The sequence below is a fragment of the Marinomonas rhizomae genome, from assembly GCF_003315485.1.
In the GTDB taxonomy this organism is placed as follows: Bacteria; Pseudomonadota; Gammaproteobacteria; order Pseudomonadales; family Marinomonadaceae; genus Marinomonas; species Marinomonas rhizomae.
Genome location: NZ_QNSE01000002.1, coordinates 101619 through 127501, shown reverse-complemented (window position 1 = coordinate 127501; position 25883 = coordinate 101619). Strand labels below are relative to the sequence as shown.

Genomic DNA, 25883 nt, shown 5'->3' with positions numbered 1-25883 from the left:
GGTGATTTTATGACAAATATTCAACGTATAAATAGCCAAATTGAACCAAGCTTGCATGATGTCGGCATAGTTCACATTGGTTTGGGTGCTTTTCACCGTGCTCATCAAGCTGTGTACCTAGAACAAACACTTGCACTTCATGGCGGTGATTGGATGATCGCCAGTGCCAACATTCGTTCTAATCATAAGTTGGTTGAGCAGATGCAGGCGGCTGGGCATTGTTATCATGTGGTGGAATACGCAGATACAAGTAACGCCCATCTAAGAGAAATTAAAGCGATTAAAAACACATTTTTCTGTGGCTCAGATGAAGGGAGAGAGGCGCTACTGTCACAAATGACAGCACCTGCGACCAAGATTGTCACCTTAACGATTACGGAAAAAGGCTATTACTTAGCGCCATCCACGGGCGAGTTGTTATTAGATGCGCCAGAAATCCAGCATGACATGACAGCCTCGTCGCAACCTAAAACGGCTTTGGGTCTGATTCTTGAAGCATTGAAACAGCGCCGTGCGCAAGGCTTTGCTGCCTTTACGGTGTTGTCTTGTGACAATATGCCTCATAACGGTGTTCGAGCCAAAGGTGCGGTGGTGGCGCTTGCTAAAGCACAGGACGACGAGTTTGCCCAATGGATTGAACAAAACGTCGCGTTTCCAAATTCCATGGTAGATCGCATCGTTCCTGCTGTTTCAGACCAAGATCTTGCGATGATCAAAGCGGACACTGGCATCAGTGAAGCTACGGTGGTGAAGTGCGAACAATTTAGCCAATGGGTAGTGGAAGATCATTTCCCTGCCGGTCGTCCAAAATGGGAATCGGCTGGTGTGCAAATGGTTGAAGACGTGTCTAGTTATGAAATGATGAAGCTGAGAATGCTCAATGGCAGTCATTCATTATTGGCATATTTGGGGACTATTGCAGGCTTCAAAACGGTGGCAGATGCTATGCAAGACAAGGATATTCGAACCTTTCTTGAGCATTATATGATGCAAGAAGTCGCACCGACATTGCCTAGTTTTAAGCAAACAGAACTAGCAACATACTGCCAACAGCTATTAGCTCGTTTTGAAAACGACAGCCTGCAGCATCAACTTAAACAAATTGCGATGGATGGTAGCCAAAAACTGCCACAACGCTGGTTAAGCGGTTTGACCGAATTGCAGGAAAAACGCCTTAAGGCACCCGCGATAGAACTTGGTATTGCTGGCTGGATCACCTTTCTTTGTCATGCCGAACAGAAGCAACAAAGTATCAATGACCCACTTGAAACGGAGTTATTCGCATTAGTGCGCCGTCATCGAAATGATGGTAGGCGTCTGATTCCTGCTTTGTTGCAGCGTAAGGATATTTTTCCAGCGTCCTTGGCTCAGGATCAGGCATTACTGATTCGTCTGTCGAGTGTAGCGGACGGCTTATTAGCTGGCGCAAAAGTACAGAGTCTGATGCGTAGCGCTTTTCAGAATAAAGATAAGTAAGAGAGTTTATTATGGAACATACATGGCGTTGGTTTGGAGTAAATGACTCCATAACCTTACAAGATATTCGTCAAGCCGGTGCAACCGGCATTGTTACAGCATTACATGACATACCCAATGGTGAAGTGTGGCCTGTATCGGCCATCCAAACGGTGAAAGACAAGATAGAAGCGGCGGGTCTGCGTTGGTCCGTTGTGGAAAGTATTCCTGTTCATGAAGATATTAAACAGCGAACGGGCGAGTACCAAAAGTATATTGAAAACTACGGTAAGAGCATTCAAAACCTTGCAGCCTGTGGCATTCAAACCGTGTGCTATAACTTTATGCCAGTGCTTGATTGGACTCGAACCGATCTTACTTATGCCTTACCTGATGGTTCCCGAGCATTGCGTTTCGACCAAACCGCTTTTGCGGCGTTTGATTTATTTATTTTACAGCGTCCAAATAGCGAGAAAAATTACAGTGAGGCTGAAATCGCGGCCGCTCAGGCCTATTTTTCAGCGCTCAGCGACGAGCAAAAGGAGCTGTTAATAAGTACCATATTGGCTGGGCTTCCTGGTGCTGAAGAGAGTTATTCGTTAGATAACTTTCGTGCCGCATTAGCGGCTTATGATGATATTGATAAAGATATTTTAAGAGAAAACTTCGCCTACTTTTTAGAACATATTGTGCCAATAGCGGAATCTTGTGGTGTGAGTTTAGCCGTTCACCCTGATGATCCACCGCGTCCAATTTTAGGTTTGCCTCGAATTGTTTCGACCAAGCAAGATGTTGAATGGTTAGTTGAGCGAATCCCTTCATCAGCCAATGGCATTACTTTCTGCACGGGGTCTTATGGCGTACGTGAAGATAATGATTTGTGCGATATGGCGACCACCTTTGCGGATCGAATTTACTTCACTCACTTACGCTCGACTCAACGAGAAGAGACGTGGGGAAGCTTTCATGAGGCGGCGCATTTAGAAGGCAATGCAGACATTTCGGATGTGATCCTGGTGTTACTGAAAGAAGAGCAACGTCGCCAACAAGCTGGCATAGATAAAGGAATTCCATTGCGCCCAGATCATGGTCATCAGATTATGGATGATTTACGCCGTGACGCAAAACCCGGTTACTCGGCTCTTGGTCGAATGAAGGGCTTAGCTGAAATCCGTGGTGTTGAATTTGCTCTGAAGAAATATGTCTTGAAAGACGAATAAAGTTTAACGCTGTTACTACGGCCAAGGCAGCGGTTGATGGGTGTTTGCTTTAAGGATGCTCTCACCCTGTCCGCCACTTTCCGCTCTTAACCAATCCACGAAGGCTTCAATTCTCGCCCTTCTTGGAGAGCTCTTTGCATAATAAGCATAAAACTCGATCTTTTCATTCAATGCTTTGGGGTGAGGTTGGACGAGTATTCCTTCATCAAGCTCTTGTTGGACCATAAACTTCGGGCATAAAAAGACACCGTGGCCGGCTTTTACGGCGCTGATTCCCATGTACCAAGAATTCACTTCCGCCCATAGAATATTCTTGTTTCTGATAGGGCAAATCTCCAGCTCTTCAAACCAGGCTTTCCACTGATAAGATGAATCGTCTACCTGAATCATCCAACACTTTAATAAATCAGTGGGCTGAAATAAGCCAATCCTGTCCGCCAACGACGGAGAGCAAACTGGAATAATGTCAGACGATATAAGTGTTCGTTTTACGGTGTCTTCTCGATCGACGGTTAGATGCTGATTATCATCAATGCCGACATCTATTTTCCCCCCATGTATGTCTATTCGTTCGTCTGCTGAGAAGAGCTTTACCGTAATATCTTTTTGAAGATCTGAGAAGCGCCACAGTCTTGGCATGAGCCATAGAGACACATAGCTTTGTAATCCAGAGACAAGCAATGTTCCTTCCACTGGTTCGAGTTTGACGCTTTCTAACCCTTTACTAATAAAATTAAATGCTTGGGTAAGATGCTCTGCGAGCTCTTGTCCTTGGCTGGTCAGCCGCATATCACGGCCCGAACGATAAAACAGCGGCACCCCTAGGTATTCTTCTAATAAACGAATTTGTTGGCTCACCGCCGCTTGGGATACGTGTAACTGCTTTGCTGCCTTGGTGTAGCTCAAAGTTTGGCTCGCTACTGAAAAGTAATGGGCCGCCTTTAAATGAGTGACTCGATTGTTCATAAACTAGTATCCAAAATAGAACCCATAAGATTTTCTAATCTTATCTGTAAGAATATAGCATTCGTTTTTACCTTTTTTTAACGACACAATAAAGCTCTTATCGACAGGAGGTGTGAGTATGTGGACGTTATTACTGTGGTTGAATCAAAAAATAGTAGCAAGCTATGAATGGTTAAAAAATCGGTATGAAGTACTAAGAGATAGGCGGGTCACAAGAAAGCAAATGATGCTTGCTCGTTATTTACCTGCTTATTTGCGTCGTGATATGGGGCTGCCGCCCTATACGGAGCGCAAAGAAATAAGATCCAAAGATTCTCAGTAATCCTTCAGATTATCTTATGAATCCGGTTAACTTGTATGAATTTCTCTCATAAAAAAAGCCACTGTGTTGCCACAGTGGCTTAGAGCAAGAGTCATTCTTGCAAGCGGAAGCTTTTCCTTTTTAATTAAAGCGGTTCGAATAAAACCGCGCAATTAAAGGTTAAACAAGCTCTTTAAAGCAGCGTTTGAAGATGTCCATGCCTTCGTCAATGATGTCCATTTCGATGGTCAACGCGGGTAGGAAACGAATAACGTTACCGCGAATACCACAAGAAAGTAGAACTAGGCCATTTTCGGCTGCTTTTGCAGATAATTTCTTAGCAAGCTCTGGGTAAGGTTTGCTGACATCACCATCGTGTACAAACTCTACGGCGATCATCGCGCCAGCATTACGGACTTCGCCAATGATCTGTGGGTATTCAGCTTGCATTGCATTAAGGTGCTTAACGAAGTGAGCACCTACTTCCACTGCGCGGTCACACAGCTTCTCTTCTTCGATCACATCAAATACAGCAAGACCGGCCGCACAACCAACTGGAGAGCCGCCGTAAGTACCACCAAGTCCTCCAGGAATTGGCGCATCCATAATGTCTGCTTTACCGACTACCGCAGCGATTGGGAAACCGCCGGCAATACCTTTTGCTGCCGTCATAAGGTCAGCTTCAATGCCTGCTTGTTCGTGGCAGAACATGGTGCCAGTACGTGCAAAACCAGATTGAATTTCATCAAGAATCAATAGCATGCCATGGTCATCACATAGCTTACGAAGCTTCTGTAGAAAGCTTGCAGATGCTTGGTAGAAACCACCCTCACCTTGTACTGGCTCGATGATGATAGCCGCAACGCGAGAAGGCTCGATATCACATGTAAAACGCATTTGAAGATCTGCTAAAGCTTGTTCTTCTGTAATACCTAAATACTCATTTGGGTAAGGGATATGGAAAATATCACTTGGGAAAGGACCGAAACCAATTTTGTAAGGATTTACTTTGCCCGTTAGACCCATGGTCATGTTAGTACGGCCGTGGAAGCCACCGTTAAACGCAATCACACCAGGACGACCTGTATAAGCACGAGCGATTTTTACACAGTTTTCTACTGCTTCAGCGCCGGTTGTCACGAAGATAGACTTTTTCGGCGTGTTGCCCGGTGCTGCAGCGTTTAGTTTTTCAGCCAAAGCCACTGCTGACTCGTACGGGCTAACCATTACGCAAGTGTGAGTGAAGCGCTCCAATTGGGCTTGTACCGCTGATTTTACTTTTGGATGATTATGACCCGTGTTTACCACTGCGATACCAGCCCCAAAATCGATGTGACGCTTACCTTCAACGTCCCAGATTTCAGCGTTTAAAGCACGGTCAACGTAAACAGGTGCCATGTTGCCTTGGCCACGAGCGATAGCGCTTTCTTTGCGTTTTTGTAGATCAGCGTTGTTCATTTTATCTTTCACCTTTTAGAGCAAGCTCTATGTACATGAAGCGGCGCGAGCACCGCTTGTTTGTTAACGATAAAGAGAGGTTGAGTGAGGTAAAACCTTACGCCAAGCCGCCCATGCACAAGTATTTGATTTCAACGTATTCGTCGATGCCGTATTGAGAGCCTTCACGGCCACTGCCTGACTCTTTTACACCACCGAATGGCGCAACTTCGCTAGAAATGATGCCTTCGTTGATGCCCACCATGCCGTATTCCAAGGCTTCAGAGACGCGCCAAATACGAGCAATATTTTGGGAATAGAAATAAGAAGCTAAGCCAAATGGGGTATTGTTTGCCATGGCAACGGCTTCTTCTTCAGTTTTAAATTTGAACAAGGGCGCAACAGGACCAAAAATCTCGTTAGAAAAGATATCCATGTCTTCAGTGACACCAGTCAAAATGGTTGGCTCGAAAAATTGAGCGCCAGCGGTAGACGCTTTTGATCCACCAACGAGAGCTTTAGCTCCTTTAGCAACGGAATCGCTAACAAGCTGCTCTACCTTGCTGATGGCTGCGGCATTGATTAGCGGCCCAATAGTTACACCGTCGGCAAAACCATCTCCCGTTTTGAAGGTGACAACACGTTTGGCTAGTTTCTCGGCAAAAGCATCGTACACACCTTCTTGTACCAAGATGCGGTTAGCACAAACACAGGTCTGGCCCGCGTTACGGTATTTAGACGCAATCGCGCCTTCTACAGCCGCATCTAGATCGGCATCATCAAATACGATGAAAGGCGCGTTGCCGCCTAATTCCATTGAAGTACGCTTAACCGTTTGTGCGCACTGAGAAAGCAACAATTTGCCCACAGGTGTTGAACCTGTGAAAGACAATTTACGCACCGTAGGATGACCGGTTAGTACTCCACCAATAGCTTTCGCATCTGTACCCACCACAACATTTAACACGCCGGCTGGAATGCCCGCTTGATGGGCAAGTTCAGCCAGTGCCAACGCACACAAAGGCGTTTCATCGGAAGGCTTGATCACAATCGCACACCCTGCTGCCAGTGCAGGACCTGCTTTACGAGTGATCATAGCAATCGGGAAGTTCCATGGCGTAATCGCCGCTACTACACCAATAGGCTGTTTAATCGTTAATACGCGTTTGTCTTTGGCAAAGGTTGGAATCACATCACCATTTAAGCGACGCGCTTCGTCCGCGAACCAATCAATAAAAGACGCGCCATAAGCAACTTCGCCTTTGGCCTCGGCAAATGGTTTGCCTTGCTCTAAGGTCATTAGTTTTGCTAGGTCGTCTTGATTGTCCAGAATCAGCTGGTTCCAGCGGCGTAATAAGGTTGCACGCTCTTTTGCTGTGCGACCTTGCCATTCTTTCTGTGCTTTTTCAGCAGCTTCAACCGCAAGTGTTGTTTCTTCTGCGCCTAAATCCGCCACATCAATAATGTGTTCGCCATTGGCTGGATTGGTAATGGCGAAGGTTTTTCCAGATGTGGCTTCCACCCATTTGCCATCAATGTACGAGTGGCTTTTGAGTAGAGAAAGCTGAGATAGTATTGTGGTCATAAAACACTCCAGACTAGATTGCGGAGAACGGTTGGTAAGTACGAGCCAAGGCATTGCACTTGCAATATCAATCGATAGTAGGCAAAGGTCACAGTTTGAAAAATGAGAAGCTATCAATTCAATGTTTGATCTTTTTCAAACATTCGAGAAGAAGCACAATGATCGAGGAACATCGACTTTGTATTTGATAACTGTTTACGAAATGATGATTTCGTTTGTAGCGCAAACGAGAAGATTCAAAATGCAGAAAAGTAAAACGGCTTTGCAGAGGTTTATAAGAACGTCAAAGAGGAAAAAACATTGGCCCAAGATAGAGTATTTGTTCGTCAGTGCTTAGCGGACATTATCCTTGCGGATCTGCGCCAGCATATTTTATCGGAGGACATTACACAGGGTGGACTAGGAGGGTACACGTTAGGGGCACAGTGCTTTGTTGCAAAGCTATTCCGCCGAATAAGCCGAGTGAATTATTTTTGAAAGTGTCAAACCAAACAGTAGAAGAATTAATTGTGGCTCCGTATTCGCCGTAAAATCGAGTACAATTATGCTTTAATTTGTATAGATAGACGTTTTGATTTCATTATGAAGTCATTACTTTTTCTTAATTTATGTATCAAGTGAGGGTAGAAAATTGGCTCAAAAGAGGGCTGTCGTACGCCAAAGTTTGCCTGATGTCATCGCTACTGATTTGCGTAATCGAATTTTGTCTGGTGACCTAGCAGAAGGTAGTCTTATCCGACAAGAATTATTAGCTGAAGAATATGATGTGTCACGAATGCCTGTTCGAGAGGCATTAAAGCGGCTTGATTCGGAAGGACTTGTTGTTTTTATCAACAATCGAGGCGCTACCGTAACAAAGCACTCATTAGATGAAATTGCTGAATTTTTTGATGTTAGAATTCTCTTAGAAGTTGATTTGCTTAAAAAGTCCATACCGTTAATGGATGAGCATCACTTTGACCGGTGCCGTGAGTTGCTCGATGAAATGGAAGCGTCATACGCCGCTGGAAATGTGGCTGACTGGGGGCCATTAAATGCGCAATACCACGCAATGTTATATGAAGCAGCTAATCAAAAGCTGACGATGCAGCTTCTTGAACGGGTCAGTATGCTGGCGAATCGATATGTCAGTATGCATATTGATCAGCTGAGTAAAGCCGATAATGCTGAACATGATCATCGATCTTTATTTAACTTAGCTCGCTTACGTGATGTGGATGGTGCTGCAGATTTATTGAAAGCCCACCTTGAGAACACCAAGCAACAAATACTAGAGTTGATTGCAGCAACACGTTCTAAATAACTCACTTTGTTTAACTGAATACTGTTGCTAAGGACAGGTAACCGTATTCAGTCCCCCCTTATTTCCTGCTCTACTAGTGTGTTTCAAATGCCTTGCTTACGGCTTCTTTATGATGCTTATTCGCATATTACTTGTACAATTTGTATTTTTGGATACAATATCCATATAAGAATTACTTCAAACGAATACTAATGGAGCAAGAACAATATGACTTTCATGCCACATGGTAAACATTTCATCGCCGGCAAATGGATCTCTTCAGATCAAACATTCCAATCTTCGCCAGCCACTGGCGAAGCCCATGCCTTTGCAAAGGGTTCGGTAAAAAATGTCAACGACGCGGTTGAGACTGCAGAATCGGCTTTTCTTGAGTACGGCTATTCTTCACGTGAAACACGTGCTGATTTTTTAAACGCCATCGCTGATGAAATAGATGCCCGTGGTAATGATATTACCGCCATTGGTTGCGCAGAAACTGGCTTGCCTGAAGCTCGATTAATTGGCGAGCGCGGACGCACATGCGGTCAATTACGCTTGTTTGCACAGCATATTCTACAAGGAGATTATTTAGATAAGCGTCACGATGCGGCATTGCCTGAGCGTCAGCCTCTTCCTCGCGCCGATTTAAAACTGATACAGCGTCCTATTGGCCCTGTTGCCGTGTTTGGTGCATCCAACTTCCCATTGGCCTTTTCCACTGCTGGTGGCGATACCGCTGCCGCTTTGGCTGCTGGCTGTACTGTGGTTGTAAAAGGACACAGTGCGCACCCTGGAACCGGTGAAATTATTGCCGAAGCCATTCACTCTGCGATTATAAAATGTGGCATGCCGGCTGGTGTGTTCAATTTAATACAAGGTGGTAATCGTGAGGTGGGTTCAGCCTTGGTGCAGCACCCATTGATCAAGGCAGTTGGCTTTACGGGTTCTTTGGCAGGAGGACGTGCTTTATTTGATTTATGTGCTGCACGCCCTGAGCCGATCCCTTTCTTTGGTGAGTTAGGGTCCGTTAATCCCATGTTCTTATTCCCTAATGCCATTGCCAATCGCGGAGAATCGCTGGGCAAAGGCTGGGCGGCTTCTTTGACTATGGGGGCTGGGCAGTTTTGTACTAATCCTGGTATTGCCGTGTTGCTCGCTGGCCCTGAAGCGGATGCATTTGTATCTACTGTGAGCAATAGTCTTTCGACTGTACCTTCTCAGGTTATGCTAACGGATGGAATTGCAGAAGCGTACCGTACTGGTCAAAAACGTATTGCGGCGACAACGGGAGTTCGTGAAGTACTGGCAACGTCCTGTGAATTACGCGATGCAACACCGTATCTTTACGCCACAACCGCATCAGAGTGGTTAGCGAATACAGAATTAGCTGAGGAAGTATTTGGCCCATTAGGAGTGGTGGTGTTGGCCGCGTCGATTGAGGAAATGTTGCAAGTCGCCAAAAGCCTAGAGGGACAACTGACTTGTACTATCCATTTGGATGAGTCTGATACTCGTGCCGCAAAATGTTTTCTGCCTGTTCTGGAGCGTAAAGCGGGTCGTATCTTGGCGAATGCTTTCCCAACAGGTGTGGAAGTATGTGACAGCATGGTGCATGGCGGGCCGTACCCTGCATCAACCAACTTTGGTGCGACGTCAGTAGGAACAATGTCCATTCGCCGCTTCTTGCGCCCAGTGTGCTATCAAGATATTCCAGCAGGATTATTACCAGAAGATCTTATCTAATATAACCGTTTATTAGACAAAAAAGCCGCACCAAGGAGTGCGGCTTTTTATTGCCTGAACCGGTTAAGATTTACGCAATGTGAGAAGTTCTTCGTACAGAGTTCGAGGAATCTCGACCGCATTACGTTTCATGTTGTGCTCACGTGCAATATAGCGTCGTTGAGATGGCAGTCGCGCGCCTTGGTCAATAATATCTGCAAACAACCGCTCTGCTCGTTCATCATTGGCGAGGGTTTTACCTCCGCTCAATAAATTCGGGTCGATCGCGATTATTATTTCGCCATGATAAGGCGCTTCGGGTTTGCCTTGGGCAAATTCCATACTTTCTTTGCTGGTCAGGTCGTCGATAAGTGGCCCTGCAAGTAACTCAACCATGATTGATAAAGCTGAGCCTTTATACCCTCCAAACGTCAGCATAGCGCCATTCATTGCGGCTTCTGCGTCTGTGGTTGGTTGTCCATCTTTATCGATCGCAACGCCTTCTGGTAACGCCTTCCCTGCTCTGCGATACAGTTCTATTTCACCTCTAGCAAATTGGCTGGTGGCAAAATCAAAGGTAAAGGGATGTTTGCCTATGCGTGGCCAGCTGAAGGCTAAAGGGTTAGTTCCTAACGTGCCGCGAGTACCGCCAGCAGGGGCGACCCATGCATGGCTGGGCACCATGGCAATGGCGGCGAGCCCGGCTTCAGACAGCTTTTCAACCTCAGGCCAAAGTGCAGAAAAGTGATAACAGTTATTAATTGCCAGCGCAGCGATACCGTTTTTCTTGGCCTTTTCTATTAATTGAGGCAGCGCCGCTTGAAAGGCAAGTAAAGACATTCCTTGGTTGGCGTTGGCTCTAACCACCGAAGGTCCAGCGTCTGTGATGGTGGGCGCAGCCGTGCCATCTATGCGTCCTGACTTGATACTATCAACGCACATAAGTAGTCGATGAAGGCCGTGCGAGTGACAATTATCCTGCTGGCAGGCATACATAATATCGGTGATGGAACGGGCGTGATCTTTATTAAAGCCATTGTCCATGAGTATCGTTTCGCTTAGCTCGCGCATTTCAGCCAAACTTAGGGTGACGTTATCGCTCATACTTTCTCCATTATGTTTAGTTATTCCCGTAGAAGCTAGGCTCCCCAAGTATCACTTAGCTTATAACCTTCAGGCCAGGGATCATCTGGGTCCAACATGTGTTGATGTGTCCCTGTAATCCATCCGCGTCCACTGATTTGTGGAATCACGGCAGGATGACCATTAACCTGAGTAGTTTCAATAATTTTGCCATTAAACTGCGAACCGATAATGGACGTTGCCATTAGCTCTTGTCCTGTTGTCATCAAGCCTTTAGCGTGCATTAGCGCCATTCGAGCGGAAACCGCTGTACCAGTTGGGGAGCGATCGATTTTGCCAGGTTGTATCGCGACCGCCGATTTACTGCGAAGCCCCTTTTCTGTCGTCTCGAGTGGACCGCAAAAAGCGCAAAAAGAAATGTGTTTCCAATTTGGGTTCGTTGGGTGAGTAAAGCCTAATTGCTCATTTGCGGCATTGGTAATTTTCACACCCAGCTGAGCAAGGTTTTTGGCTTCACTTTCAACAATCTCAAGCCCTAATGATTGGGTGTCTACAATGACAAAGCTGTCACCGCCATAAGCAGTATCAACCATAATAGTGCCTAGCCCTTCGACTTTTAAAGGCACATTGATCTTATCGGCAAAGCTTGGAACGTTTTGCACAAAAATACGCTGGGCCTTGCCATCACGGCACTCTGCACGAACATATACCAGACCACCGGGAGCTTCTAGAACTATATCGGTGTAGGGTTCTTGCATTGGCAAGATTCCACTGTCCAAGAGAACGGTGGACACACAAATAGAGTTAGAACCCGACATAGGAGGAGTGTCTTCTGGCTCCATAATAATAAACGCGGCGTCAGCGTCAGGGTGTTTAGGGGGCACCAATAAATTAACATGCCGAAACACACCGCCGCGAGGCTCGTTCAGCATGAAATTGCGTAAAGTTTTATCTTGCTCGATAAACGAACGCTGTTCCCATAAGGTGTTTCCGGGCGGCGGCGTCACGCCGCCGACTATCACATCACCGACTTCACCTTCGGCATGAGCGGAAATAACATGGATCGTTTTACGGCTGCGCATAGGCTTGGATGTCCTCTGATGTTATTGGAAGCGTGTTGCAGAATATGGCTGCATGGGAATGTCGATCGTTCTTTCAGCCAGAAGGTCGCAGATTAACTCGGCGGTACCAGCGGATTGAGTGAGCCCCAAATGGCCGTGCCCAAAAGCGTAAATCACACGCTTAGACTGAGTGGCGTAATCTATGACTGGTAAACTATCTGGCATAGATGGACGAAATCCCATCCACTGTTCTCCACCTGTAATGTTTAGATCGGGTAAGAAATGAGCGGCTTTATTAAGCAGAGCATCGGCGCGTTTATAATTCGGTTTAAGAGACAGACCGCCGAGTTCTACGGCCCCACCGACTCGTACACCTTGACCAGCTTTCGTCACCACAAAGCCGTGGTTACTGAATGTTATGTGGGTTTTAAGGTCAAATGCCCCGGCTGGTAATGTCGTGTTGTACCCTCGTTCGGTGTCGAGTGGTAAATTGTCACCAATTGATTGAGCTAATGTCTTGGACCATGCACCTGCTGCGATCACCACATAACGTGCTTCATATTCCAAATCATCGCTTTTTAAGAGGACACTGCTGTCTTTCAAATCAATGCTATTGATAGAGGCAATGCGTATCTGACCACCTAGCTTTTCGAAAGCGTCAGCTAGGTGTTGTGTCCATTGGGCAGGATGAACGACGTTTTTCCATTCAGGAGTAAAAGCCGCATGGGTAAAACGAGGGTGAATTCCGGGCTGGATGTTAGCGATGGCTTCAGGGCTTTCTAGCAGTTCGAATACAACGCCGTTTTCCTTGCGAGTTTGCCAACCGGCAAGGCTTGCTTTAAATTCGGCCGCGCCTTCATACAGTTGTAATTGCCCTTCTCTTCGAATCAAAGGTTCACCATTGACGGCGGTTATTTGACGCTCTAAAGCGACTTTTGATAGCGCCATTAAATTGGCTTGAGCGGCGAGAGCGGCTTGGTACTTGTCTTTCCAACTGGCTCGCCAGAATTGGAACATCCAAGGTAGAATTTTTAACGCGTAACCAGGACGCAGGGATAAAGGGCCTAGGGGGTCAAGGAGCCACTTTGGCGCTTTGCGCATAATACCTGGAGTGGCAAGCGGAATAACGTCCGCAAAAGCGAATGCCCCCGCGTTACCTGCGGATGTTTCAGCGGCGATGCCTTTCCTGTCTAGGACCAGCACCTGCCTGCCTTCTGACTGCAATTTAAGCGCGGTACTGATACCTATAATGCCAGCACCAATCACAATAACATCCGCTTTTATTTGGTCGCTCATAGTGACTCCTTGCTCGTTTTAGCGGCCCAGTTCGATACCTTTTCTGAGAGGATCGTTTGGGTTATTGATAAATGTTGCTTCACGAGTAATAAAGGCCTGACCAGTAATAGACGGCACAATACTTCCTTTTGGAGCGGTTGGGTTGCTGGACACTTCATAGCTTAAGGTATAACCACTGCCAATCGTGCTTTCTTGATAGATTTCCTCTCCAGGGGCAAGTCGATTATCAGCAGCAAGGCATGACAAGCGAGCTGAACAGCCCGTTCCACAGGGTGATCTATCGTAGGCATCGTCAGGGCATAAAACAAAATTACGCGTGTGCCCTTTCTCAGTAAGCGCAGGGCCATACAGCACAATGTGATCGATAATACCGCCCTTGTCACCTTCAATACCTTGAGCGTAAATGGCTTCTCGAATGGCGATTCCTACTTCCGTTAGGCCACGAATATTGCTGGGTTGCACTGGCGTTGGGCTATCATCGACCATAAAGAACCAGTTGCCGCCGTAAGCAATATCTCCTGTTACCTTGCCAATGCCTTCTATTTCAATCGTGATGGCTTTTTTGAATCGGTAGCTGTCGATATTTTTTACCGTTATCGTATTTTTGTCGCTCAAAGTGACTTCAACAATACCAACCGGTGTTTCTATTTTGTGAGTACCAATGCCAATTGTACCTATGTGAGCCAGTGTTGCGGCGACACCAATGGTGCCGTGACCACACATGCCAATGACCGCGGCAGCATCAAAATAGATAACACCAGCGACGCATTCAGGGTTCGTTGGTTCGGTCAATAACGCACCGACCATGGCTTCTTGTCCATAGGGTTCAAGCACCACAGAGCGATAGAAGTCTCTATGCTCGGTGGCTAAACATGCCGCCCGTTCTGCCAAAGACCCTGATCCAAGATCAGGGCCTCCTTTAAGAATCACTCGAGTAGGTTCGCCTTCAGTATGGCTATCTACGATATGCATTCAGTAATCACTCCACCTTGTTTTATCCACTGAGCAAACCAGGTTTTGAAAAGCTGATATTGTTTTTCGCAGTATCGGCGTTGCTCTTCGTTTAGTTCATCTGTTTCATTAAAATGTAGGCGATACTCTTCTTCACCATTCAATACCAATAGATGTTTAAAGAAGAGTACAAGATCTGGGCCTTCATCAAAACTAGCAAGAACGGACATGGCTTCTTCTAACTCTTGAGCTCGTACTCGTGCTTCTGCATTGCCAGTAGCAGCCATTTTTGAAAGGTTAGTAAGCAATAGAACTTCTTTTGGTAATGCCGTCCCTATCCCTGTAATCGAGCCGGTAGCGCCACAGTTGACGAATCCATGGAATACACGAGTATCTACGCCAACCATTAACAACACGTCTTCATCGCCAGAGGTAATGTTTTCAGCGGCATAGCGCATGGCTTCTTTACTACCAAACTCTTTGAAGCCAATAAGGTTTTTGTGTTCTTGACGCAAAGCAAAGAAGACATCGGCTCGTGTTTCAAAACCGTATACTGGGCTGTTATAGATGATGGCAGGAATAGATGGTGCCGCCGCAAGAATGGCTTTGAAATGATTAATTTGCGCAGAGCTCACCGAGCCACGAGACAAAACACGTGGGATAACCATGAGGCCTGCGGCACCCACTTTCTCGGCATGAGCGGCGAGAGCGACAGCTGATTTTGTATTAATCGCACCAGTGCCGACCATTACGGGCACGCCAGCTTTAACAAGACGTTCTACGCCTTCCATGCGCTCTTCATCCGTCAACAACGGCCAATCGCCCATGGAGCCACAGTACACAACGCCAGACATGCCTGCCGCTATCATCTGTTGGCCTTTTTTCACTAAGGCATCGTAATCCGGTGTGCGGTCTGCTTTGCATGGCGTCATTAGGGCTGGTATTACGCCGTAAAAAATATCTTTGTTCATTCTGTAATCCTTTATTTTTAATCGATGGTTTTGTATTTAATCTTGTGTGTTTAAATGAATAATAGACGTTGTCTTAAACCGCTTCAGATTAGCGGACATTCATAAGAAATTTGCGCGTGTGTTCTGATTGAGCGTCTTCGAAAACCTGCTGCGGTGGACCAATTTCTTCCATGATGCCTTCATGGAAGTAAGCCACTCTATCGGAGACTTCTCGTGCAAAACTCATTTCATGGGTAACGCAAATCATCGTCATACCCTCTTCAGCAAGAAGCCGCATGGTGTCGAGAACTTCGCCTACTTTTTCGGGATCCAGTGCCGACGTAGCTTCGTCAAATAGCATGTATTCTGGTTCCATAGCGAGCGCACGTGCTATCGCCAAGCGTTGTTGTTGGCCACCAGACAAAGACACGGGGTAATTTTTTAATTTATCGCCCAGTCCCACGTGTTTTAACTGCTTAGCGGCAAGCTCTAGAGCTTCCTCCTTAGATTTCCCTTTCACAATACGTGGCGCCAACGCCACATTTTCTAAGGTCGTTAAATGAGGGAAGCTGTTCCATTGTTGGAATACCATGCCTAATTTTTGGCGCAATTTATTAATGTCCGTATTCTTCGCGTGAACATCAGTGCCATTGATATGAACTGTGCCTTGCTGAATAGTCTCAAGCCCATTAATGCAGTACAGCAAGGTTGATTTACCAGAGCCTGAAGAACCAATGATGGACAATACTTCCCCTTTATTGACATCAAGGTTAATGCCTTTAAGAACATGAAGGTCGCCGAAGTGTTTATGTAGATCTCGTATTTGAATCATTTCGCCCACCTTTTTTCGAATCTAGAGGCATACAGTGAAATTGGATAAGAAAGCGCAAAGTAAAAAACGCCAGCGATAGATAGAATGAGCAAGGGCTCCTGCGTTCTAGTAATAAGAATTTGGCTGGCCTTGAGTAACTCCACATAGCCCAATACAGAGACCAGCGCGCTGTCTTTCATCACCCCAAGCACAACACCGATCCAAGCAGGGAATACAGTACGGCCACCAATGGGTAACACAACATGAAACAAATCTTGCCAGTAAGTGAGCCCAAGTGAGCGAGAAGCTCGGCGCATAGACATATCAACGGACTCTATTCCGCCTCTTGCCACGTTTGATACTAATGACGCCGTATAGAAAGTCAGAATAACAACGCCGGAAAGGAATGGATTCAGATCCAAACCCACAATAGGAGCAAAATTATAGAAAAGCACCAACTGAATAATCAGAGGAACAGAGCGGAAAACATCCAAAATAGGAGCAAGGATAATGCCACCAGCAAATCTGCTTTCATGGAGGATCCAGCCAAAAATACAGCCGAGCACACTGCCGACGGTAATTGACAGTATAGAAATCCAAAGTGTTTTAAGTGCTGCCTCACCTAGAAACCAAAGGTCATTTGGGTTAAAGCCGGTAAAGAAGCTTATAGGTTCTTGCATAATATAAAGCCCCGTTAATATCGAAATAGACGCATCGCTAGCAAGCGAGAAGCACCTAAAACTATTTTGACAATGACATAGTAAATAACCGCAGCGGCGGCAAAGTACTCAAATACTCGAAAGGTTTTACTAGCAAAAAATTGAGTTTCACCACTGAGCTCTCTAAAGCCGATCAGCATGCCCAAAGAAGACATGAGTACCGCCCAGACCATTTGATTAGTGATGGGGTAATACACAATGCGTAAAACTTGAGGAATGACAATACGAGTGTAAGCCTGCCAGCTATTCATGCCTAAGCAGCGCGCGGAATTGATTTGCATCACGGGAATGGCTTGGAAGCCGCCACGAAAATTTTCAGCAAGATAGCCTGCACAATTAAAACTGAGCCCCGTTAAGATAATAGTAAAGGGCGATAAGTTGATGCCAAAAGCACCTAAACCAAAGCCAAAAAAGAACAGCTGGAACAGCGCCGGTGTATTGCGTGCGATTTCAATCCAGGTGACGGCAAACCACTTCAGTGGGCCTTTCATGTTCATACGCATTAACGCCAAGCAAAGGCCGATAACAACACCCAAAAGCATCGCTAAAGACGCTATTTCAAGGGTGACAAGACCTGCTTGGATCAACTCAGGAAGGCTTTTTACAACAGGACGCCAATGGAAACTATAATCAAACATTCTGGTATCTCCTTAGGCTTCCCTTCTTATAATAGGAAGGGAAGCGATGAGTCATCATTTATGTATTAATACATGACGCCTGGGACACGCAGAGAAGGAGAATCACCGCCAATATATTTCCCCCAAAGCTCTTGGTAGCGACCTGAGCGAACTTGGTGGGTAACAAACAGATTCAAGTAATTTAACCAAGTGACATCCTGACGTTTGCCAATAACCGAAGTGTAATCCGCGACCCAAGGCATACGAGGACCCGCGTCTAAATTAGTGTATTGCTGAGTGATAGGCTTGATTGTGGTGTTTGATGTAATACCGATGTCTGCTTTACCTTGAGCGACGGCTAAAAAAACTTCGTTTTCAGACTGATAACTTTGGTAGAGGTTTTCTTCACCCCACTGCTTCGCGATTTTCAGCCATTCTTGCTCTGGCAATGTACCAAGGGCTGATGCCACTCGTTTGCCTCGAATATCCTCTAATGTCTTGATATTACTACTGGCATTAACAACACCCTGAGAATAGAAAATAGCATAAGGAATACTAAACCCGACGGTACGTGCTCGCGCCAAACTGTCTGATGTGGAACCAAATACAACATCTGCTCGCCCAGTCACAATGACAGGTAAACGTTCAGACCATGTAAGCGGCATTATTTTCACATCCACTTCCAATGACTTCGCTAAATCATGGCAATAATCCACATCAAACCCTGCTGGTTCATTGTTGGCATCGCGATAACCCATAGGTGGGAAATCAAGTACTACACCACAGCGTAGGGTTCCTCTATCCACGACATCATCGAGTGTATCTGCTGTGACCATGTTGGAATTTAGGGCGGCAATCGACAAAAGAGTCGTTATTACTTTCTTCATTTTTATGTTCCTTGTTATTGATAGATTATTTTTTGTTTTCTTTGGGATATTGGATACAAAATACATTTAGATTTTCAGGCCGTCAAGAACGGCTTAAAAATTAAACAGAGAAAATTGCTTAAAAAGAGGAGGAACTAGCAGGTGTGAAGTGAGTTTTGATTTAATAGGTGCATGATTTTAATGGGAATGTTGAATAAAAAAGCGGGCGGAAAATTAAATCAAAAGAAACTTCATGCAAATGTATGTCGTATCCCAAATGCATATAGTACAAAAAGCAATCAATGCTATGGTTCTTTAATTTTTATTTCTTTGTGTCAGGAGGGAATTCAGGATAGGAAAAAAGCGTTCATCTAAGTATATCTATGACAATAATGCGGAAAGGCTTTTAGTTTGATGTCTCTGCATAGAAGTTTGTGATGCTAGTACGAGATTTTTCAATATGAGAGAACATAAGGGAAAAGAGCCACTTGATATGCCTCATATTTCCCTTTTACTATTTAAACAACAGTGGTTTAAATGTCTTGTAATTGAAAGTCAGAAGGTGCTTTTGGCATCACACCTTGCAGCAACTCGACGGACTTTTCTAAACCTTCTAATGAGTTAAGCAAAACGTCTTCATGCTCAATAGATAACCAGCGGTCATAACCATTCATAAGTAATCGATAGCAGAACTGACGCCACCACTCTTCACCATGACCATAACCTAGGGTGATGTATGACCATGAACGTGCAGAAATATCAATTAAGCTGCCGTTTTCCAATAAGCTGGTGGTTGCCTGTACACTTGGATTTAGCTGTGTGTCTTTGGCATGTACGTGATAAATTGCATCACCTAGGGCGTCTGCTACCGCAATTGGGTCGGCTCCCATCCAAAATAAATGTGATGGGTCTAAATTAGCGCCAATGATAGGGCTCACTTCAGAGCGCAGTTTTAATAGGCTAGGTACATTATATACGCATTGGTTGCCGTGTAATTCCAATGCAATACGTTCTATTCCACATTCTTTTGCCAGTGCGGCAATGTCTTTCCAGTAAGGAATCAGTACTTCTTCCCACTGATATTTCAGCATGGTTTGTGTTTCCGGTGGCCACGAAGACACGATCCAATTTGGCATAGAGTCACCTGGCGCACCTGCTGGCAAACCAGACATAGTGCAGACTGTTTTAACTCCCATCTTGCCCGCTAAGCGAATGGTGTCTTTTAAGCATTGAGACTGTGCTTTGTCTGTTGGGTGTAGGGGGTTACCGTTGGCATTTAGCGAGGCAATTTCGAGTCCTCGACTGTTGAATTCGTGTTGAAATGCTTGGCGAGCTTCTGCGTTGTTTAATAATTCCTCCAAGCGACAGTGAGGTGCGGTGGACCATCCGCCAGTATTAATTTCTACGCCATGTACACCCATTCGCTGGGCGTTATCGAGCATTTTCGTCAATGATTGACCACTAAGACTATCTGATACAAAACCAAGTTTCATGAAGAGGGTTCCTTATAGGTAAAATGTCGGTTTTTCTATGCGATGGATAAGCGTTTTAGTGCCTGAAGAGAGTGCCTGCACACCCGCTTCTGCAATCAGTGTGGCGCAATAACCATCCCATGAGTCTGAAGCGATTGGACTAGGTGTGTTCGTCATGATTGATTGAATCCACGCCTTATTTTGCAAACGGTAGGCTTCTGCAAAGCGTGGTCGCCAATCTGCGGCATAGGCTTCGCTTGCTTGTAATTCGCTGTGCAGCTCAGTAAGAACTGGACTGCGTAATGCTATAGAGCCTTTCTCTCCGACTAACTCCCCTCGTACGTCATAGCCATACGCAGCATTATTGTTGATCTCAATGTTTATTAAGCGGCCAGATTCAGTCTCCAAGACCATGAATACTGGGGCCCCTACTTTAGAAGTGTCTAAGCATTGTGGCTGAAATACTGAAATAGAATTAACCTCTTCATCCAGAATAAAACGTGCTGCGTCGAATTCATGAGGAGCGGAATTAGAGATGGCCATTTGCCCTGTGAAGTTTGCTGGCGCCTCGACATTACGGTGGAAGCAATGAAACATCACGGCTTGACCTATTTTTCCCTGTAATAGATCTTTTTTCATTGCCGTATAGGCCGGATCAAATCGGCGCATAAAACCAAGTTGTACCATCTTCTTACCAAGCTTCATCTCTTCTTCTATGACGGTCAGGCATTCTTGCGAACTTGTTGCCAACGGCTTCTCGCATAGTACTGGCTTACCTGCTTTTATCGCGGCCAATGTTAATGGTGTGTGCGTGTGATCTGGGCTGGCAATTACTACGGCATCTATTTCTTTACTTGCAATGACTTTTAGGGCGTCTGTTTCAGCATGTTGAATGCCAAATTGATCGGCGACGTAGCGCGCGCGTTCTGCAGACACATCACAAATGGTACGTAATTCAACATGTGGTAGTTCTTCAGCAAATATACGTGCGTGATCCATTCCCATGATACCTGTGCCTATTAATGCAACTCGTATGCTCATATTGTTAACCTTATTTATTAGTGAAAATTTTTATTGGGGAAAATCAGAAATTTCGAGTGAATCTTGCTCAAAAGCTGAGAGAATTTTCTCCCAGCTAGGAGGGAGTTCTTAGTTACGCTTGTTATAACTAGACATGTTTGATGGTGTGACTAACTCAAAAGGAATCCATACTTTTGGTTCTATATTTTCGTTATTTATAAGTTGCAATGCTGCTTTGACGGCTCCACTGCCTTGAGCCGCACCATTTTGAAAAACGGTTACGTCAAGGTCGCCTGCTTCCATCGCTGAGAGAGCGTCTGTTGTTGCATCAATACCTGCGACAATGACACTGTCCATGGAGCGTCCTGTGGCTTTAAGTGCTTGAATGGCGCCCAGTGCCATTTCATCGTTATTAGCAATAACAGCATCAAATCTCAATCCAGCAGTTAGCCAGTTGGACATTAGGTTATTACCTTCGGTACGCATAAAATTAGCGGATTGTTGTTCAATGATTTCAATGCCGTTGCACCCAGGAGTAGCAAATACATCATGAACGTCTTTAGTTCGAATGGTTGTGTTGTTGTCACCAATTGTGCCCATCATAATAACGGCTCTGCCTTTGCCGCCTAATAAGCGGCAAACTTCTTGTGCTTGCAGGGTGCCTGATTCCAATTCGTTTGAGCCTACAAAAGCTTGGTTGTCGGGCATCATGTCAATATTTATTGGATGACGACCAACGAAAACCAAAGGAATACCTGCTTCTTCGGCGGCATCGCTCATGCCCATAGTGGCATCGGAGTCCACTGTATCAACAATAATTGCATCAACACCTGATGCGATAAAATTTTGTATTTGGTTTAACTGAACACCGATTTCATTCTGTGCATCTTCAACTTGCAAGTTAGCGCCAGCTTTCTTTGCAGACGACTCGATATTATTTCTTAGGACAGATAAAAAATTGTCATCAAAACTAAATAGTGTGACACCGATTCGAGGTTGGTGAGAGTTCGCTAGTACTGGGGTTGCTAGGATGGCTAGCGTCATGGCTGCTGTAATTATTTTTTTCATGGTTTTCTCCTTATTATTTTATTTATTAGTGAAATGAAGCCTCACTAGCTTGCGAATCTATCACTGAGTTTTGATGTTATCAATATCATTTTGATTTGAATTAAATCATTTTGAGGTTATTTTTATTCATTTTGATGTCTGTTGATAATTAAGTTATTGTTTTTTTTAACTTAATTATCTGTTTTGTATGCGGTGACTTTTATGTATTGCTGATAGTTAGGTTCTCTTTCAAGATCAAAGACGGTAATCTAAGTCAGACTTCACTTTACTAAATAGAGAACAATAGACGTGTCAGTGGATTTACTAAAAAAAACAACGATGAAAGAAGTTGCTGAGCTGGCTGGTGTAAGTGTAGCGACGGTAGATCGCGTATTAAGTGGTCGAGCCAAAGTCAGCCCTCATACGAAAGAAAGAGTGTTTGCGGCTATTCAACAATTAAACCTCCAGCAGCAACTATCGATTGATTCAAGTAATGTAGAAGTGAACGAACCTCTACGATTTTTATTTCTATCAGAATCTGGCGTGAATTTTTTACGCTCTATTGAAAACACCGTAATGGAAATCAGAGAGCAGTTTTCTTCGCAAAATATTACGATCCATACAAAGTCACTTTATCCGTTCAATGTAGAGCACTTCATTGAGTTATTAGAGGTGTCTTCAAAACAATATGACGCTATCGTATTACTGTGTAGAGAAGACCCTGCAATTTCCGCTTGTGTGAATAAAATCGTTAAAGCTGGCTGCCCAATTGTCTGCTTTACTACTGATTTATGTGACACTTCGCGTTTGTCTTATGTTGGGCCGAACCACGTGAGTGCAGGTCGAACAGCAGGATCTTTAATGGGGCGTTATATCGGGCCATGTAGTGGTGAGGTTGTTCTTGTTGTGAGTGCTCCTTATCGATCTCAATATGAGCGCGAGCTAGGTTTTAGACGTGTCATTAGGGAACAATTTCCCAATCTTACAATCCTAGAATCTTTTAATAATCATGATTTAGACGAAGAAAGTTATGATAGCTTGATTAAACTATTTAATTCCGGAGTTAAGCCTTTAGGTATTTATAATGTGACAGGTGGGACTCAAGGGGTTGCTCAAGCGTTAAAAGAAAAGGGGTGGTCAAATGATGTTGTTTTTATTGGGCATGAGTTGAATGATGGTTCCTATGATTTACTATCTCAAAATGAGGTGGATATTATCATTGACCAAGATTTGAAATCGGAAGTGCTTACCGCGATTAATGTATTAATGCATCATTTTGAGCGTCTTCAAAAAGAGCCAGTGCAGACGACGAGTGCTCCGATTATAACGTTGCGTGAAAATATGGGAGCAAAAATCGGTTGATCCAATAAGAGGTTTATTTGTCCTATTTAGATCAGTTTATGCAGCAGTGGAAAGCGTATTTACAACAACAGCTTGCTCAATGTGGCATGAGCTATGTTGACACGGACGCTGGCGATAGCCTTGATATCAAAATGAATTCATTGGCCTATTTCCGTTGCTTGCGGACGACTTCTAGAGCGGATAGTGGCTTCGATGAATCAAGGGATGAAGTCGCTTGGGTGATGCTGGAGAAGCAGTTAAAAGCCTTTGCGGAAAAAGCCGAAAAAGGCACCTTTGATCTAGTTTTGAAGCTGCATCTAGAGGAAAACCAAATCCAGATCCGTCTCAATTTCAGCTATGATGACGAACAGCATATCGTCTATGTGAGTTGATTACAGATTGCTTTATTATCATTACCTATTGCTTTTTATACATAAAAAAATGACCTTGCATGAACAACATTGGTTGCTCACGCACAGTCTAGTAACTAGATATTAAGCCTTCTTTGCTTTTTTGTTTGGCAAGTCTGTAATGGTTCCTGCACCGAGCTCGGCCGCTAAGCCAACGGTTTCGTGTAGGCTTGGATGAGCATGGATGGTTAAAGCAATGTCTTCCAATGTGGCGCCTAGTTCGATGGCGAGAGTCAATTCTCCGAGTAGTTCCCCTGCGTGAGAGCCAACAATGCCAGCGCCTAGGACGCGTTCTGTTACTTCATCATAGATGAGCTTGGTTTTGCCCTGAGTAACGCCTGAGGCAATGGCACGTCCACTAGCACTCCATGGGAAAACGGCTGTTTTGACTGAGATATCCTGCTTTTTCGCTTCGGTTTCAGTCAAGCCAACCCAAGCCACTTCTGGGAAAGTATAAGCAATAGAAGGAATAGCGAGCGGTTGGAAATCAACCTTGTGACCCGCAATCACTTCGGCGGCGGTATGGCCTTGATGCGAGGCTTTGTGCGCCAGCATGGGGCCGTGAGTCACGTCGCCAATGGCGTAAATATTGGGTACAGATGTTTGGCATTTATCATCAGTCAATACAAAGCCTCGTTCATCTAATCTCACTCCTATGTCGGCTATACCAGCCGTTTTACCATTAGGCGAGCGACCGACGGCCACCAGTACCGCATCGACAGCAAGCTGGCGTTCGCCATCTTTGTCCTTCAAGGTAACGTTTAACGCTTCTGGCGTGGCTTCAATGTTGGTGACTTGGGTGTTGGTTAAGAAGCTCATGCGGTCTTTATTTACTTGTTCAAAAACCTTGACCAAATCTTTGTCTGCGCCCGTCATGATTTGCTCGCCCAGCTCCGCAACGGTGATTTTCGCGCCGAGGGATTGATAAACAGTGGCCATCTCTAAGCCAATGATACCGCCACCGAGAACCAATAAATGTTCTGGAATGCGTTCGAGTTGCAAGGCGCTGGTGGAGTCTAAAATACGTGGGTCGTCGTAAGGCACAAATGGCAATTTTATCGCACGAGAACCGACAGCGATAATGGCGTTTTTAAATTCTACTTTTTCTTCTGAGCCGTCTTTTGAGACAGTCATCGAGTTTGCAGTGTCAAACCTCCCTTCCCCATGAAAAACAGTGACCTTTCGCCCCTTTGCCATCATGGTGAGGCCGCCTGTTAATGTGTCTACGGTGGATTGTCTGTGATGTCGGATAGCCTCAAGGTCGATAGTCGGTTTAGAGAATTGCACGCCATGAGTCGGTTCGTCTGCCATGAGTATTTTTCCAGCCACATGCAATAAGGCTTTAGAAGGAATACAGCCAACGTTTAAACAAACACCACCTAAGGCATCATGACGTTCTATCATGGCGACGTTTAAGCCTAAATCTGCGGCTCGGAACGCCGAAGCATACCCGCCAGGACCACTACCCAAAACCACTAAATCGTACATCACATTGTTCTCCTCAGGTTGTTTGATGAAGCGAAAAATAATTCTATCTATCACTAGGTAGATAGAATATAACTTGAGTATTTGGACTGGGTCAATAAAATACCTATCACTAGGTAGGCAAATCAGGATAAGACAATTTCATGGGCGTTGAAAAAATTGATACGAAAAGCAAGATTCTAGACATTGCCGAGGGCTTTATTGTACAAGGTGGCTATAACGCGTTTAGCTTCCGAGACATAGCCGAAGCAGTGGGTATCAAGAGTGCAAGTGTTCACTATCACTATTCGACCAAAGCGGATCTGGTCTCTGCCGTGATGGCTCGTTACACCGAATCTTTCTTTAGACAATTACCCGACCCAACAGACGAAAGTTTAGATCCGAAAATAATGATCAATGGATTTATCGATGGCTTTAAAGCCAAGATAGTTGATCAGCGAGACATGAGCTTGTGTACTATGTTGACGTCGAATAAAGGTATTTTGCCTGAATCAGTTGGTCATGAATTAGCGGCTTTTTATCAGTTTCTTTTAGATTGGTTGTCACGAATTTTTGTGCGTTTAGAGAAGATTGATGAGGACTCGGGGCTGATACAGGCTAGTCAATTATTGGCTTGTTTGCATGGTGCTTCGATTTTAGTGCAAGGTACAGATAAGCCTGATTTTTTTGATAAAGCGTTGTCTCGCTGGAAAGCGCATTGTCTACCAAGTTCATTGTTATGACAATTAAGGCAATAGGAATATAAACAATATAGAGCGTTTGAGGTATCATATTATTTCCACAATT

General features: G+C 45.0%; 24 protein-coding genes. 8 read left to right on the top strand and 16 right to left on the bottom strand.

The genetic code is table 11. The features are described from left to right. The first annotated feature begins 9 nt into the window (after positions 1 to 9). The gene (locus DFP80_RS02485; protein WP_113915240.1) at positions 10 to 1476 is read left to right on the top strand and encodes a mannitol dehydrogenase family protein; all 1467 of its coding nucleotides are present in this window, start codon (positions 10 to 12) and stop codon (positions 1474 to 1476) included. An 11-nt stretch (positions 1477 to 1487) separates the two neighbouring features. Further along, entirely contained in the window at positions 1488 to 2675 is a 1188-nt protein-coding gene (gene uxuA / locus DFP80_RS02480) for a mannonate dehydratase (protein WP_113915239.1), read from the top strand. Positions 2676 to 2690: 15 nt separating this feature from the next. Here the strand turns inward: uxuA and DFP80_RS02475 are convergent, their stop codons facing one another. Continuing rightward, positions 2691 to 3641 carry a LysR substrate-binding domain-containing protein gene (locus DFP80_RS02475; protein WP_113915238.1) on the bottom strand — a complete coding sequence of 317 codons (951 nt, stop codon included), beginning with the start codon at positions 3639 to 3641 and terminating at the stop codon, positions 2691 to 2693. Positions 3642 to 3759: 118 nt separating this feature from the next. On the opposite strand from DFP80_RS02475, the gene DFP80_RS02470 reads away from it, so the two are divergent. Further along, the gene (locus tag DFP80_RS02470) at positions 3760 to 3963 is read left to right on the top strand and encodes a hypothetical protein (RefSeq protein WP_113915237.1); all 204 of its coding nucleotides are present in this window, start codon (positions 3760 to 3762) and stop codon (positions 3961 to 3963) included. Between the two features lie 159 nt (positions 3964 to 4122). On the opposite strand, the gene gabT is transcribed toward DFP80_RS02470, so the two are convergent. Next, positions 4123 to 5400: a 4-aminobutyrate--2-oxoglutarate transaminase gene (gene gabT / locus DFP80_RS02465; protein WP_113915236.1), complete on the bottom strand. Its 1278-nt coding sequence runs from the start codon at positions 5398 to 5400 to the stop codon at positions 4123 to 4125. Between the two features lie 97 nt (positions 5401 to 5497). Further along, on the bottom strand, positions 5498 to 6964 hold the full coding sequence (locus DFP80_RS02460) for an NAD-dependent succinate-semialdehyde dehydrogenase (RefSeq protein ID WP_113915235.1): 1467 nt from the start codon (positions 6962 to 6964) through the stop codon (positions 5498 to 5500). Positions 6965 to 7595: 631 nt separating this feature from the next. Here DFP80_RS02460 and DFP80_RS02445 point away from each other — a divergent pair. Then, positions 7596 to 8267 (top strand): GntR family transcriptional regulator, encoded by a 672-nt coding sequence (locus tag DFP80_RS02445; RefSeq protein WP_113915233.1) that lies wholly within the window; start codon positions 7596 to 7598, stop codon positions 8265 to 8267. A 207-nt stretch (positions 8268 to 8474) separates the two neighbouring features. Further along, entirely contained in the window at positions 8475 to 9989 is a 1515-nt protein-coding gene (locus tag DFP80_RS02440; RefSeq protein ID WP_113915232.1) for an aldehyde dehydrogenase (NADP(+)), read from the top strand. A 63-nt stretch (positions 9990 to 10052) separates the two neighbouring features. Here DFP80_RS02440 and DFP80_RS02435 read toward each other — a convergent pair whose 3' ends face one another. The 12 genes from DFP80_RS02435 to DFP80_RS02380 form a co-directional block, all read right to left on the bottom strand. Further along, positions 10053 to 11072: an Ldh family oxidoreductase gene (locus DFP80_RS02435; RefSeq protein ID WP_113915231.1), complete on the bottom strand. Its 1020-nt coding sequence runs from the start codon at positions 11070 to 11072 to the stop codon at positions 10053 to 10055. Between the two features lie 35 nt (positions 11073 to 11107). Beyond that, positions 11108 to 12133, bottom strand: coding sequence for a trans-3-hydroxy-L-proline dehydratase (locus DFP80_RS02430; RefSeq protein ID WP_113915230.1), 1026 nt, complete (start codon positions 12131 to 12133; stop codon positions 11108 to 11110). Between the two features lie 21 nt (positions 12134 to 12154). Further along, positions 12155 to 13408, bottom strand: a complete 1254-nt coding sequence (locus DFP80_RS02425; RefSeq protein WP_175020576.1) for an NAD(P)/FAD-dependent oxidoreductase — start codon at positions 13406 to 13408, stop codon at positions 12155 to 12157. 18 nt (positions 13409 to 13426) lie between these two features. Continuing rightward, a complete protein-coding gene (locus DFP80_RS02420) occupies positions 13427 to 14380 on the bottom strand; it encodes a 4-hydroxyproline epimerase (protein ID WP_113915229.1) in 954 nt (317 codons plus the stop codon). After that, entirely contained in the window at positions 14368 to 15330 is a 963-nt protein-coding gene (locus DFP80_RS02415; protein WP_113915228.1) for a dihydrodipicolinate synthase family protein, read from the bottom strand. Before DFP80_RS02415 ends, DFP80_RS02420 begins: the two co-directional genes overlap by 13 nt. Positions 15331 to 15418: 88 nt before the next feature. Next, the gene (locus tag DFP80_RS02410; RefSeq protein WP_113915227.1) at positions 15419 to 16141 is read right to left on the bottom strand and encodes an amino acid ABC transporter ATP-binding protein; all 723 of its coding nucleotides are present in this window, start codon (positions 16139 to 16141) and stop codon (positions 15419 to 15421) included. Continuing rightward, positions 16138 to 16800 carry an amino acid ABC transporter permease gene (locus DFP80_RS02405; RefSeq protein ID WP_113915226.1) on the bottom strand — a complete coding sequence of 221 codons (663 nt, stop codon included), beginning with the start codon at positions 16798 to 16800 and terminating at the stop codon, positions 16138 to 16140. The genes DFP80_RS02410 and DFP80_RS02405 overlap by 4 nt, the downstream gene beginning before the upstream one ends. A 14-nt stretch (positions 16801 to 16814) precedes the next feature. Continuing rightward, entirely contained in the window at positions 16815 to 17477 is a 663-nt protein-coding gene (locus DFP80_RS02400; RefSeq protein ID WP_113915225.1) for an amino acid ABC transporter permease, read from the bottom strand. 65 nt (positions 17478 to 17542) lie between these two features. Further along, positions 17543 to 18343 (bottom strand): transporter substrate-binding domain-containing protein, encoded by an 801-nt coding sequence (locus DFP80_RS02395; RefSeq protein ID WP_113915224.1) that lies wholly within the window; start codon positions 18341 to 18343, stop codon positions 17543 to 17545. 512 nt (positions 18344 to 18855) lie between these two features. Then, positions 18856 to 19815 carry a sugar phosphate isomerase/epimerase family protein gene (locus DFP80_RS02390; protein ID WP_113915223.1) on the bottom strand — a complete coding sequence of 320 codons (960 nt, stop codon included), beginning with the start codon at positions 19813 to 19815 and terminating at the stop codon, positions 18856 to 18858. A gap of 12 nt (positions 19816 to 19827) precedes the next feature. Next, positions 19828 to 20835, bottom strand: a complete 1008-nt coding sequence (locus DFP80_RS02385) for a Gfo/Idh/MocA family protein (protein ID WP_113915222.1) — start codon at positions 20833 to 20835, stop codon at positions 19828 to 19830. Positions 20836 to 20943: 108 nt separating this feature from the next. Beyond that, positions 20944 to 21882, bottom strand: a complete 939-nt coding sequence (locus DFP80_RS02380) for a sugar ABC transporter substrate-binding protein (protein ID WP_113915221.1) — start codon at positions 21880 to 21882, stop codon at positions 20944 to 20946. A 294-nt stretch (positions 21883 to 22176) separates the two neighbouring features. On the opposite strand from DFP80_RS02380, the gene DFP80_RS02375 reads away from it, so the two are divergent. Continuing rightward, on the top strand, positions 22177 to 23223 hold the full coding sequence (locus tag DFP80_RS02375; RefSeq protein WP_147243833.1) for a LacI family DNA-binding transcriptional regulator: 1047 nt from the start codon (positions 22177 to 22179) through the stop codon (positions 23221 to 23223). Positions 23224 to 23240: 17 nt separating this feature from the next. Continuing rightward, positions 23241 to 23594: a hypothetical protein gene (locus DFP80_RS02370; protein WP_113915219.1), complete on the top strand. Its 354-nt coding sequence runs from the start codon at positions 23241 to 23243 to the stop codon at positions 23592 to 23594. 102 nt (positions 23595 to 23696) lie between these two features. On the opposite strand, the gene lpdA is transcribed toward DFP80_RS02370, so the two are convergent. Then, positions 23697 to 25100, bottom strand: a complete 1404-nt coding sequence (gene lpdA, locus DFP80_RS02365; protein ID WP_113915218.1) for a dihydrolipoyl dehydrogenase — start codon at positions 25098 to 25100, stop codon at positions 23697 to 23699. Between the two features lie 140 nt (positions 25101 to 25240). Between lpdA and DFP80_RS02360 the strand changes: the two genes are divergently transcribed. After that, entirely contained in the window at positions 25241 to 25819 is a 579-nt protein-coding gene (locus DFP80_RS02360; protein ID WP_113915217.1) for a TetR/AcrR family transcriptional regulator, read from the top strand. Positions 25820 to 25883 lie beyond the last annotated feature (64 nt).